This is a genomic window from Sulfitobacter sp. R86518, assembly GCF_042466275.1.
In the GTDB taxonomy this organism is placed as follows: domain Bacteria; phylum Pseudomonadota; class Alphaproteobacteria; order Rhodobacterales; family Rhodobacteraceae; genus Sulfitobacter; species Sulfitobacter pontiacus.
The window spans coordinates 2,605,880-2,618,694 of sequence record NZ_JAXHCA010000005.1 but is presented as its reverse complement, the minus strand read 5'-3'; the positions used below and the strand labels follow the sequence as shown (position 1 = coordinate 2,618,694).

Here is a 12,815-nt window from a genome sequence, read left to right as displayed (position 1 = left end):
CTACCCGATCACACGCGACTTCGCCATGCACATACGTGCAGCGTCGAGTAGAGTGAGGAAAGCGGATGCGAGGTGGGCAAAGAAAGACCCCCGCCTGAAGCGGGGGGAGGTGACGGGCTTCAGGAAGAACCAGCCCGTCGGGGAGTATCACCAAAGTAAGGTTGCCATATGAATGTCATAAAACATACACGGAACTTCCAGTTGCTGGCAGCCAGTTCACGTTTGTTACCGATTTATCACATAGGCGAAAATGCGCTATTTGTTGGGTTTCGCGCATTTCGGCTGCGTTCAGGGCAGCTCTGCCAGCACCGCGCGGGCGGCGGCGGCAGGGTCTTCGGCCTGCCAGATCGGGCGGCCAACGACGATGTGATCCGCCCCATCCAAGATCGCCTGACCCGGTGTTGCCACGCGTTTCTGGTCGCCAAGGGCCGCCCCGCTTGGTCGCACGCCGGGGGTGACGATCAGCTTGCCGTTCGCCTCGGGTAGGGCACGGATCAGGCGCGCCTCTTGCGGGGAGGCGATGACGCCGTCAGCACCGGCCTCCAGCGCGCGCGCGGCACGGGTCTGGACCAGATCGGGGATATCGCCCGACTGAATCATCGCCGCGTCCAGATCGTTGCGGTCCAGAGATGTCAAGATGGTCACCGCCAAAATCTTGGTGCGGGATCCCGCGGCGCCTTCCATCGCGGCGCGGACAACATGGGGGTCACCGTGCACGGTCAGAAAATCGAGGTCGAACTGCGCAAGCCCGCGCACCGCTGCTTCGACTGTCGCGCTGATATCGAACAGTTTCATGTCCAGAAAAATGCGTTTGCCGTGTTCCTGAATCAGCTCGTTCGCAAGCGCTAGGCCGCCGCCCGTCAACATGCCCAGACCAATTTTATAAAAGCTCACCGCGTCGCCCAGCTTTTGGGTTAGTTCAAGGCCGGCAACAGCGTGGGGGACATCAAGGGCAACGATCAGGCGGTCATCTGACATGGGGCGGGCTCCGAAGTGATGAGATTTGGCAAACGCCGGAGGCTTACGGTGTTCGACATGACATGTCTATGAAAACAGGGATCGCGCAAAGAAAAAGGCCCGGGCAGCGCAATCGCTGTCCGGGCGAGTATCAGAGACGTGCAGGCAGGCAGTTGTCTCTGGATTGGGCGGGACACGCGCCGGGACGGGCGCGCAGGCAGTTCCGCCAAAACTGTAAATCAGGCGGCGCGAAGGCCGGGAAGGTTGGCGACATGACGCAACCAGGCTTTTGGGTCGAACCGAGGGCGGCCACTGCGTTGTGCGGGCTTCTGGGCGCGGATCTCGGAATACATGCCGCCGCGGCTTATATGGCGACGCTCGGCCTGTTTAGTCAGGCCTTTGGCAGCTTGATCAAAAGACATCGTCATCGGCGCGTTGATGGCGCAGGCATATTTGCGGGACCGATCGCCATCGTGGACGGTGACCAAAGCTTCAAAGCACTGCTCTGCCGCGTTGTAGATAACGTCGTTCATCTGGATCTGGCGCGTCTGCATGTTCGTACCTCAAGAATTTGTTGTACTGATTAAAGTCGGCTCGATTTGTTTTCGTTCATCTGACAGTACAATGTATGTGTGACTAAATGGTTCCACTGGGGCGCATCCGTCATGTGGATAAATATAAATTTTCGCCTAAAATCAGTCAATTAACATTTTTGTAATTATTTCTTGCCATGAGCGACAAATTGCGAAACTGCATTTTTCTTGTGGGATTCCAATGTGTTCGCAATGTGGCGAAATCCCACCAGTCTGATAAATAATCTCAAAAGATGTATTTTTCTGTTGACGTATTTGTGAGGCGACTCTCTTGAATCCCTTCCTTCTGTCCCCAAATTCAATCCCGAGGATCACGCCATGATGTGCTGCAAAGCAGGCATCTTCTTTGTGGTCGCTTTAAGAAAAGGAGAAGCTCATGGACTTGAGCAAGTTCACAGAACGGTCGCGCGGCTTTATTCAGGCTGCGCAAACAATCGCGACGCGTGAAAGCCACCAACGGCTGACGCCGGAACATTTATTGAAAGCACTGCTGGATGACGACCAAGGGCTGGCGAGCAATCTGATTGCTGCTGCCGGTGGCGATCCTGCACGTGTGACTGAAACTCTGACGCTGTCTTTGGGCAAGCTGCCCAAGGTGTCGGGCGACGCCGCGCAGGTATACCTTGATAATACCACCGCAAAGGTGCTGGCCGAAGCAGAGACACTGGCCAAAAAAGCGGGCGACAGCTTTGTGCCGGTCGAACGCGTGCTGATGGCCCTTGCGATGGTGAAATCCGGTGCGAAAACCGCGTTGGATGCGGGTAAGGTCACCGCACAGGGGTTGAACGCCGCTATCAATGATATCCGGAAAGGGCGCACGGCTGATACAGCCAGTGCGGAAGACGGGTATGAGGCGCTCAAGAAGTACAGCCTTGATCTGACGGAACGTGCCCGCGAAGGCAAAATCGACCCGATCATCGGTCGGGACGAGGAAATTCGTCGCGCCATGCAGGTGTTGAGCCGCCGTACCAAGAACAACCCTGTGCTGATCGGTGAGCCCGGCGTGGGTAAAACCGCGATTGCCGAGGGGCTCGCCCTGCGGATCGTGGATGGCGATGTGCCCGAATCCCTGCGCAACAAACGCTTGCTGGCGCTGGACATGGGCGCGCTGATTGCTGGTGCGAAGTATCGTGGCGAGTTCGAAGAACGGTTGAAAGCCGTCTTGACCGAAGTCACCGAAGCTGCGGGCGAGGTAATCCTGTTCATTGACGAGATGCACACGCTGGTGGGTGCCGGCAAGGCGGACGGCGCGATGGACGCGGCCAACCTCATCAAACCGGCTTTGGCACGGGGTGAATTGCACTGCGTTGGTGCGACGACCTTGGACGAATACCGTAAGTATGTCGAAAAAGATGCAGCGCTTGCCCGTCGGTTCCAGCCTGTGATGGTCAGCGAACCTACGGTCGAGGATACGGTGTCGATCCTGCGAGGCATTAAGGAGAAGTACGAGCTGCACCATGGTGTGCGGATCAGCGACTCTGCCCTTGTGGCGGCGGCGACCCTGTCGCACCGCTATATCACGGACCGTTTCCTGCCCGACAAGGCAATCGACCTTGTGGACGAGGCCGCGAGCCGTCTGCGGATGGAAGTCGACAGCAAACCGGAAGAGCTGGATGCGCTGGACCGTCAGATCATGCAGCTTCAGATCGAAGCCGAGGCGTTGAAGAAAGAGGACGACGCTGCCAGCAAGGACCGCCTGGACAAGTTGGAGAAAGAGCTGGGGGATCTGCAGGAAAAGGCCGATGCCATGACCGCGCAGTGGCAGGGCGAACGTGATCGCCTTGAGGGCGCGCGCGAGCTGAAAGAGCAGCTGGACCGTGCCCGCGCCGAGCTTGAGATCGCCAAGCGCGAAGGCAACCTCGCCAAAGCGGGGGAGCTTTCCTATGGCGTGATCCCGCAGCTTGAACGCAAACTGGGCGAGGCCGAAGAGAACGAAGCCGACGTTATGGTCGAAGAGGCCGTGCGCCCGGACCAGATCGCCAGCGTCGTCGAACGTTGGACGGGTATCCCCGCGGGTCGTATGCTGGAAGGTGAGCGGGACAAGTTGCTGCGCATGGAGGACCAGTTGCACAACCGTGTCATTGGTCAGAACCTCGCCGTCAAAGCTGTGTCGAACGCGGTGCGCCGTGCGCGTGCTGGCCTGAACGACGAGGCCCGCCCCTTGGGCAGCTTCCTGTTCCTCGGGCCGACTGGTGTCGGTAAGACCGAGCTGACCAAAGCCGTCGCCGAATTCCTGTTCGACGACGAGAACGCGATGGTGCGGATCGACATGTCTGAGTTCATGGAGAAACATGCCGTGGCCCGTCTGATCGGCGCGCCTCCCGGGTATGTTGGCTATGACGAAGGTGGCGTATTGACCGAAGCCGTGCGGCGCAGACCCTATCAGGTCGTGCTGTTCGACGAGGTCGAGAAGGCGCACCCCGACGTGTTCAACGTGTTGCTGCAGGTCTTGGATGATGGTGTGCTGACGGATGGTCAGGGCCGTAAGGTCGACTTCAAGCAGACGCTGATCGTGCTGACCAGCAACCTTGGGGCGCAAGCGCTGAGCCAGTTGCCCGAAGGGGGCGACATGGCGCAGGCGAAACGGGATGTGATGGATGCGGTGCGGGCTCACTTCCGCCCCGAATTCCTGAACCGACTGGATGAAACGGTGATCTTTGACCGCTTGGCACGTGCCGACATGGCGGGGATCGTCGACATTCAGGTGAACCGTCTGCTGAAGCGTCTCGCCGGTCGCAAGATCGGGTTGGAGTTGGACGAAGCTGCGCGCAAGTGGCTTGCCGACGAAGGCTATGATCCGGTGTTCGGGGCGCGGCCGCTGAAGCGGGTGATCCAGCGTGCATTGCAAGACCCGCTGGCCGAGATGATCTTGGCCGGTGACGTGCTGGATGGGGATCTTATCCCCGTGCAGGCTGGTGCCGAAGGGCTGATCATCGGCGACCGCGTGGCCGCCAGCAACCGCGCCAAACCGGACGAAGCGACCGTCCACTAGGTACATAGTATATAGTGTGGTGATGTGATCGGGCAGGGCCGGGGGAAACCTCGGCCCTGTTCGCATGTGTTGCCCTGACATTCCGGTGTGTCTCCTGAAATGTAGCGGATTGCATTTGGTAGGCGCGACAACCCGCAGTAGGCTACCCACGTATATTGGTAAGGAGCGCCTGTTATGGCCTATCGCTGGATCAACACACTCACGGATAAAGACGTCACCCCGCATGCTGCATTTATGAACCGACGTCAGATCATGGGGGGCGCTTTGGCGGGGATCGGGTTGGCCGGTATCGCGGGGCGCAGCTCTGCCGCGCCCGAGGGGCTAGAGCCGAACAGTTATGAAGATATCACCAGCTACAATAACTACTATGAATTCGGCACCGGTAAGGACGACCCCGCCAGATACGCGGACCGTCTGACGATTGAACCCTGGACGGTGCAGATTGACGGGCTGGTCGACAAGCCCGGTGCCTATGGGTTCGACGACATTATGCAACAGATGACGATCGAAGAGCGTATCTATCGTTTCCGCTGTGTCGAGGCGTGGTCAATGGTGGTCCCGTGGAACGGGTTCGAACTGGCGGACCTGCTGAATATGGCCGGTGTGCAGTCCGGCGCGAAATACGTCGCCTTCGAGACTGCGCTGCGTCCTGATGAAATGCCCGGCGTCGCCTATAATGTGCTCGACTGGCCCTACGTCGAAGGGTTGCGTCTGGACGAAGCGATGCACCCGCTGACGATTATGGCCACTGGCATCTATGGCAAGGACATCCCGAAACAGAACGGCGCACCGCTGCGGTTGGTCGTGCCGTGGAAATATGGCTATAAGTCGATCAAATCCGTGGTGCGGATCACCCTCACGGACACTCAGCCGCCGACCAGTTGGAACAAGGCGAATGCAGGGGAATACGGCTTCTATAGTAATGTGAACCCCGAGGTCGATCACCCCCGTTGGTCGCAGGCCAGCGAAAGGGTCATCGGTGGCGGTCTTTTCTCCAAGCGGATCCCGACGCTGATGTTCAACGGGTACGAGGCCGAGGTCGCAGAGCTCTATGCCGGTATGGACCTGAGCAAGGATATCTAAACCCGTGTCCTCTATAGAAGTGAGCAGGGCGGTATGATCGATCGCCTGAATACCGTCGCGCGACGTGTTCCGACATGGGTCGTATATATAGTGGGGCTTCTGCCAATCCCGTGGTTGCTGTTTCAGGCACAGACCGGCGGGCTGGGGGCGGAGCCGATCAAGGCGTTGGAAAAAGAACTGGGGTTGCTGGCCTTGCAACTGTTGATCGCCGGGTTGGCGATCACGCCCGCGCGGCGCTACCTTCGGCTGAACCTCATCAAGTTTCGCCGCGCCCTGGGATTGCTCGCCTTTATATATGTCTCGTTGCACCTGTTGGTATGGCTGGTGCTGGATGTCGGGATTCTGTCGCAGATCTGGGCCGACATTCTGAAGCGCCCGTATATCACGATCGGCATGGCGGGTTTTGCCTGTCTTGTCCCCTTGGCAGCGACATCGAACAACTTCTCGATCCGCAAGCTTGGGGCCACGTGGCGCAAGCTGCACCGGTTAACCTATCTGGCTGCAATTTTGGCTGGGGTGCACTTCATCTGGCTGGTCAAAGGTTTCCAGATCGAACCTCTCCTCTATATGGCGGCGATTCTGGCTTTGCTGCTGCTCCGACTCCCCAAGCGGCGCTGATTCCGAATCTGGGCGGTGGCACGGGCCAGGGATTGTGCCGGATTCGGACCGGGGGAGGGGAAACAATCCACATTAACGCTCCGAGTTTGTGGATAACCCGCGCGGGCGTAAGTGATGCGGGGCAATGACGTGTTGGCGTGCGAAATAAAGCTGCGCAAAACACGAGGCCCGCGGAATTTTCAAAAATCAAACCATTGTTTTTATAGGAAAATTCGGAAAGTAGCGAAAAACTGTCATAATCCGAAAAAAGGGGTTGCGGGTATTTGGAACAAACCTTAGAACGCCCCTTACCGGAGACGCAGACACGCTGACACGGGGCGCTAGACGGGGACAACGGGTTACGGTTCGGGTCTTACGTAGCGGGAAAATTCTGAGGTAATTGAGGCGGGGCGCGCTGAGAGTTTACGGCGCATCTTGGTTTCTTTTGTCTCGACGCTCTTTGAAATTGATAGATATCTGAAGAGATATGTGGGCGGTTTGGTTCATTCGATGGATCAACGTCTGTATATCGCGCTCTTAGGCTTCGGCCGATGATGGAGTGTCAGCTTCACTGTTTGGACGGCTTTTCGTTACTTTGGTAACTTTAAGCACTTCAAACGGAGAAAACGCCTGTATCATTCAGTAAGTGATGCAGGTTTGATGTGCAGAGGTTCGACGTCAAGGATACGCAGTAATGCGTTTCAACTTGAGAGTTTGATCCTGGCTCAGAACGAACGCTGGCGGCAGGCCTAACACATGCAAGTCGAGCGCACCTTCGGGTGAGCGGCGGACGGGTTAGTAACGCGTGGGAACATACCCTTTTCTACGGAATAGCCTCGGGAAACTGAGAGTAATACCGTATAAGCCCTTCGGGGGAAAGATTTATCGGGAAAGGATTGGCCCGCGTTAGATTAGATAGTTGGTGGGGTAATGGCCTACCAAGTCTACGATCTATAGCTGGTTTTAGAGGATGATCAGCAACACTGGGACTGAGACACGGCCCAGACTCCTACGGGAGGCAGCAGTGGGGAATCTTAGACAATGGGCGCAAGCCTGATCTAGCCATGCCGCGTGTGTGATGAAGGTCTTAGGATCGTAAAGCACTTTCGCCAGGGATGATAATGACAGTACCTGGTAAAGAAACCCCGGCTAACTCCGTGCCAGCAGCCGCGGTAATACGGAGGGGGTTAGCGTTGTTCGGAATTACTGGGCGTAAAGCGTACGTAGGCGGATTGGAAAGTTGGGGGTGAAATCCCAGGGCTCAACCCTGGAACTGCCTCCAAAACTATCAGTCTAGAGTTCGAGAGAGGTGAGTGGAATTCCAAGTGTAGAGGTGAAATTCGTAGATATTTGGAGGAACACCAGTGGCGAAGGCGGCTCACTGGCTCGATACTGACGCTGAGGTACGAAAGTGTGGGGAGCAAACAGGATTAGATACCCTGGTAGTCCACACCGTAAACGATGAATGCCAGTCGTCGGGCAGTATACTGTTCGGTGACACACCTAACGGATTAAGCATTCCGCCTGGGGAGTACGGTCGCAAGATTAAAACTCAAAGGAATTGACGGGGGCCCGCACAAGCGGTGGAGCATGTGGTTTAATTCGAAGCAACGCGCAGAACCTTACCAACCCTTGACATCCTGTGCTAACCCGAGAGATCGGGCGTTCACTTCGGTGACGCAGTGACAGGTGCTGCATGGCTGTCGTCAGCTCGTGTCGTGAGATGTTCGGTTAAGTCCGGCAACGAGCGCAACCCACATCCTTAGTTGCCAGCAGTTCGGCTGGGCACTCTAAGGAAACTGCCCGTGATAAGCGGGAGGAAGGTGTGGATGACGTCAAGTCCTCATGGCCCTTACGGGTTGGGCTACACACGTGCTACAATGGCAGTGACAATGGGTTAATCCCAAAAAGCTGTCTCAGTTCGGATTGGGGTCTGCAACTCGACCCCATGAAGTCGGAATCGCTAGTAATCGCGTAACAGCATGACGCGGTGAATACGTTCCCGGGCCTTGTACACACCGCCCGTCACACCATGGGAGTTGGTTCTACCCGACGACGCTGCGCTAACCTTCGGGGGGCAGGCGGCCACGGTAGGATCAGCGACTGGGGTGAAGTCGTAACAAGGTAGCCGTAGGGGAACCTGCGGCTGGATCACCTCCTTTCTAAGGATGATCTTAGCAGCGAGAACTTGTTCTCACTCGTAGATCACTTAGCAGGTCAGTAAACAAAACTGACCATATTCAAGGCATCGCAAGATGACCTTTCGGACCGAGCCGTCCTCATATCTCTTCAGCAAGCGTCTCACGCAGTGAGGCGCGAAGCCCCGACAGGGTACCGCGCAGCGGTGTCCCGAAAGGGGCCGGGTTGCTTCATGCAGCCAACGTAACACGCAGCCCTCGGGCTACGCTGGGGCCTTAGCTCAGCTGGGAGAGCGCCTGATTTGCATTCAGGAGGTCAGGAGTTCGATCCTCCTAGGCTCCACCAAGCATACGGCCCTTGAATAACCGCTTGGGCTGGTCCCTCTCGGGACATTCCTTCGGAATGCCCTGCCGGGACGTCGCGGTTTTGCTTTGCAAAACACGCTGGGTCGGTAGCTCAGGTGGTTAGAGCGCACGCCTGATAAGCGTGAGGTCGGAGGTTCAAGTCCTCCTCGACCCACCAAGATCTTTGCCAACTAAAGATCGTCGCCCAAACAGGGTTTTGCGCAGCAAAGCACGCGTTGGGTAAGCACACGATTTGACCATTAAGCACTGTACGCAGTTCTTAATCGTCCAATCGGACGGCGCGAAAGCGCATGGGTGACATTCCTTTGGAATGCATCTGATTGACATCGTAAAGAGAGATACAGTTACTTTGAGAGTAATCTTGAAGTAACAAACAACACGATCTGATCGCACCGCGTTAGGTGATGATCTCGGTTGCTGCTCCTTTTGGAGCCGGCGTTTACTTGACTGTTTCCTCGGTCTTTTGAACGTATCGCGACTGAAAGCGACGTGTTGTCCAAGTCAAGTACACTAACCAGAGTAGTGACGCCTGCTTCCTGCACGGAAGGTAGGCTAGATGCACTACTCGCTGTCCACTCTGAGAGAGTGGGCGGGTAAAAGTATGCTTTTGATCTGGAATAAGGGAAGACAGTTTCTTACCAGCTTCTGTCTCCCGCGTTGGACTGACGTCCTGCACTCTACCGGCCGTTTGAGGGTCTAAATTGTCCTCAAGTAGCCGAATAGGCGGTAGGACATTAAATCAGTCTTTCTTTTTCTGGATCAAATCAAGCGCGAAAAGGGCGTTTGGTGAATGCCTTGGCAGTAAGAGGCGATGAAAGACGTGATACTCTGCGATAAGCCATGGGGAGCTGAGAATAAGCTTTGATCCATGGATTTCTGAATGGGGCAACCCACCTGATTGTTTATTGTTGTCCTACCGCTTTGCTACTTGAGGACGTAAGTTCGCAGGTAACAGACGGTGGGTTCATCAGTAAGCAGAACCAGGTATTTATAGACTGAATACATAGGTTTATAAAAGCAAACCCGGGGAACTGAAACATCTAAGTACCCGGAGGAAAGGAAATCAATTGATACTCCCCTAGTAGCGGCGAGCGAACGGGGACCAGCCGAGCCATGAATGTGGTTAGAATGCGTTGGAATGCGCAACCAAAGTGGGTGATAGTCCCGTATAAGAAGCATGATTGGACGTATTAAGTAGGGCGGAACACGTGAAATTCTGTCTGAAGATCGGAGGACCACCTTCGAAGGCTAAGTACTCCTTACTGACCGATAGTGAACCAGTACCGTGAGGGAAAGGTGAAAAGCACCCCGACGAGGGGAGTGAAACAGTACCTGAAACCGAACGCCTACAATCAGTTGGAGGGTCTTTACGGCCTGACAGCGTACCTTTTGTATAATGGGTCATCGACTTGGTCTCACAAGCAAGCTTAAGCCGTTAGGTGTAGGCGTAGCGAAAGCAAGTCTTAATAGGGCGTTGAGTTTGTGGGATCAGACCCGAAACCGAGTGATCTAGGCATGGCCAGGTTGAAGATAAGGTAACACTTATTGGAGGACCGAACCCACATCCGTTGAAAAGGATCGGGATGAGCTGTGCCTAGGGGTGAAAGGCCAATCAAACTCGGAGATAGCTGGTTCTCTGCGAAATCTATTTAGGTAGAGCGTCATCCGAATACCCTCGGGGGTAGAGCACTGGATGGGTAATGGGGCCCCACAGGCTTACTGATCCTAACCAAACTCCGAATACCGAGGAGTACTAGATGGCAGACACACAGCGGATGCTAACGTCCGTTGTGAAGAGGGAAACAACCCTGACCTACAGCTAAGGCCCCTAATTCATGGCTAAGTGGGAAAGCAGGTGAGACGACCAAAACAACCAGGAGGTTGGCTTAGAAGCAGCCATCCTTTAAAGATAGCGTAACAGCTCACTGGTCTAAATAAGTTGTCTTGCGGCGAAGATGTAACGGGGCTCAAGCCATGAGCCGAAGCTTAGGATGCATTAATTGCATGGTAGCAGAGCGTAGTGTGACATAGTTCCATGTCTCCTTAGCCCTTCGGGGTATTGGAGACGCGGAGCTTTCTGTGAAGCCGGCGCGTGAGCGATCCGGTGGAGAGATCACTAGTGAGAATGATGACATGAGTAGCGACAAAGAGTGTGAGAGACACTCTCGCCGAAAATCCAAGGGTTCCTGCTTAAAGCTAATCTGAGCAGGGTAAGCCGACCCCTAAGGCGAGGCCGAAAGGCGTAGTCGATGGGAACCAGGTTAATATTCCTGGGCCAGATGGAAGTGACGGATCTCGAGGGTAGTTCATCCTTATCGGATTGAATGGGCTGCTTAGAGGTCCCTGGAAATAGCTCCATCGCTAGATCGTACCCTAAACCGACACAGGTGGATAGGTAGAGAATACCAAGGCGCTTGAGAGAACTATGTTGAAGGAACTCGGCAAAATACCTCCGTAAGTTCGCGAGAAGGAGGCCCGGTTCCTAGGCAACTAGGGGCTGGGGGCACAAACCAGGGGGTGGCGACTGTTTATTAAAAACACAGGGCTCTGCGAAGTCGTAAGACGACGTATAGGGTCTGACGCCTGCCCGGTGCCTGAAGGTTAAAAGGAGGAGTGAGAGCTCTGAATTGAAGCCCAGGTAAACGGCGGCCGTAACTATAACGGTCCTAAGGTAGCGAAATTCCTTGTCGGGTAAGTTCCGACCTGCACGAATGGCGTAACGACTTCCCCGCTGTCTCCAACATAGACTCAGCGAAATTGAATTACCGGTCAAGATGCCGGTTACCCGCGGTTAGACGGAAAGACCCCGTGCACCTTTACTACAACTTCACACTGGCATTAGGCCGAACATGTGCAGGATAGGTGGTGGGCTTTGAAACGTGGACGCCAGTCTGCGTGGAGCCTCCCTTGAGATACCACCCTTGTTCTGCTTGATGTCTAACCGCGGTCCGTTATCCGGATCCGGGACCCTGTGTGGTGGGTAGTTTGACTGGGGCGGTCGCCTCCTAAATCGTAACGGAGGCGCGCGAAGGTTGGCTCAGAGCGGTCGGAAATCGCTCGTTGAGTGCAATGGCAGAAGCCAGCCTGACTGCGAGACTGACAAGTCGAGCAGAGTCGAAAGACGGCCATAGTGATCCGGTGGTCCCAAGTGGGAGGGCCATCGCTCAACGGATAAAAGGTACGCCGGGGATAACAGGCTGATACTGCCCAAGAGTCCATATCGACGGCAGTGTTTGGCACCTCGATGTCGGCTCATCTCATCCTGGGGCTGGAGCAGGTCCCAAGGGTACGGCTGTTCGCCGTTTAAAGAGGTACGTGAGCTGGGTTTAGAACGTCGTGAGACAGTTCGGTCCCTATCTTCCGTGGGTGTAGGATACTTGAGAGGAGTTGCCCCTAGTACGAGAGGACCGGGGTGAACGATCCACTGGTGGACCAGTTGTTATGCCAATAGCAGTGCTGGGTAGCTATGATCGGACAGGATAACCGCTGAAGGCATCTAAGCGGGAAGCCCCCCTCAAAACAAGGTATCCCTGAGAGCCGAGATAGACCATCTCGTCGATAGGCCAGAGATGTAAGCGTAGTAATACGTTCAGTTGACTGGTACTAATTGCTCGATAGGCTTGATTTGATCCAGTAGAAGAAAGACTTTCTACTCGGACAAAAGCATACACATACAATCAGTCGTACTGACTTGGACAAATCCTTACCCAGAATGGTGAGGGGGGCGGGAACGCGCATCCTTCGGATACGCTCTCTCCCGCTTGTTGCTCTTTTGCCAATGGCAAAAGCAGCAACATAGAGGTTTTACTCGGTTTGGTGGTCATAGCGTAAGCAAAACACCCGATCCCATCCCGAACTCGGCAGTTAAGTGCTACTGCGCCAATGGTACTGCGTCTTAAGACGTGGGAGAGTAGGTCACCGCCAAACCTAGCAAAACCTCTACGTATCTCTCAACGATGACAATTAATAAGCCAATACAAAAACATTGGCACCCGGCGCGGGATGGAGCAGCCCGGTAGCTCGTCAGGCTCATAACCTGAAGGTCGTAGGTTCAAATCCTACTCCCGCAACCAGATTTAAAGAACAGGC

Annotated in this window: 5 protein-coding genes, 3 tRNA genes and 3 rRNA genes; 9 read left to right on the top strand and 2 right to left on the bottom strand. The window is 55.3% G+C overall.

The features are described 5' to 3' along the window. Positions 1-288: 288 nt before the first annotated feature. Together pyrF and SJY36_RS13925 are read right to left on the bottom strand one after the other, a co-directional pair. Positions 289-978 carry an orotidine-5'-phosphate decarboxylase gene (gene pyrF, locus SJY36_RS13930; RefSeq protein WP_386175893.1) on the bottom strand — a complete coding sequence of 230 codons (690 nt, stop codon included), beginning with the start codon at positions 976-978 and terminating at the stop codon, positions 289-291. Between the two features lie 218 nt (positions 979-1,196). Next, positions 1,197-1,511 carry a hypothetical protein gene (locus SJY36_RS13925; protein ID WP_037942855.1) on the bottom strand — a complete coding sequence of 105 codons (315 nt, stop codon included), beginning with the start codon at positions 1,509-1,511 and terminating at the stop codon, positions 1,197-1,199. 415 nt (positions 1,512-1,926) lie between these two features. Here SJY36_RS13925 and clpB point away from each other — a divergent pair, with 415 nt between their 5' ends. The 9 genes from clpB (at position 1,927) to SJY36_RS13880 (ending at position 12,799) form a co-directional block, all read left to right on the top strand. Beyond that, positions 1,927-4,542: an ATP-dependent chaperone ClpB gene (gene clpB / locus SJY36_RS13920; RefSeq protein ID WP_386175890.1), complete on the top strand. Its 2,616-nt coding sequence runs from the start codon at positions 1,927-1,929 to the stop codon at positions 4,540-4,542. Positions 4,543-4,716: 174 nt separating this feature from the next. Next, positions 4,717-5,625, top strand: coding sequence for a protein-methionine-sulfoxide reductase catalytic subunit MsrP (msrP, locus tag SJY36_RS13915; RefSeq protein ID WP_180828294.1), 909 nt, complete (start codon positions 4,717-4,719; stop codon positions 5,623-5,625). Positions 5,626-5,658: 33 nt separating this feature from the next. Continuing rightward, complete coding sequence (msrQ, locus tag SJY36_RS13910) at positions 5,659-6,243, top strand: protein-methionine-sulfoxide reductase heme-binding subunit MsrQ (RefSeq protein ID WP_386175888.1); 585 nt, start codon at positions 5,659-5,661, stop codon at positions 6,241-6,243. Positions 6,244-6,924: 681 nt separating this feature from the next. Further along, positions 6,925-8,384 (top strand): 16S ribosomal RNA (locus SJY36_RS13905). Positions 8,385-8,630: 246 nt separating this feature from the next. Beyond that, positions 8,631-8,706 (top strand) — tRNA-Ala (locus SJY36_RS13900). A 100-nt stretch (positions 8,707-8,806) separates the two neighbouring features. After that, positions 8,807-8,883, top strand: a tRNA-Ile gene (locus SJY36_RS13895). A 605-nt stretch (positions 8,884-9,488) separates the two neighbouring features. Further along, a 23S ribosomal RNA gene (locus tag SJY36_RS13890) occupies positions 9,489-12,354 on the top strand. Positions 12,355-12,538: 184 nt separating this feature from the next. After that, positions 12,539-12,653 (top strand): 5S ribosomal RNA (gene rrf, locus SJY36_RS13885). The 16S, 23S and 5S rRNA genes sit together here with 3 tRNA genes alongside, the layout of an rRNA operon. 69 nt (positions 12,654-12,722) lie before the next feature. After that, a tRNA-Met gene (locus SJY36_RS13880) sits at positions 12,723-12,799 on the top strand. Positions 12,800-12,815 lie beyond the last annotated feature (16 nt).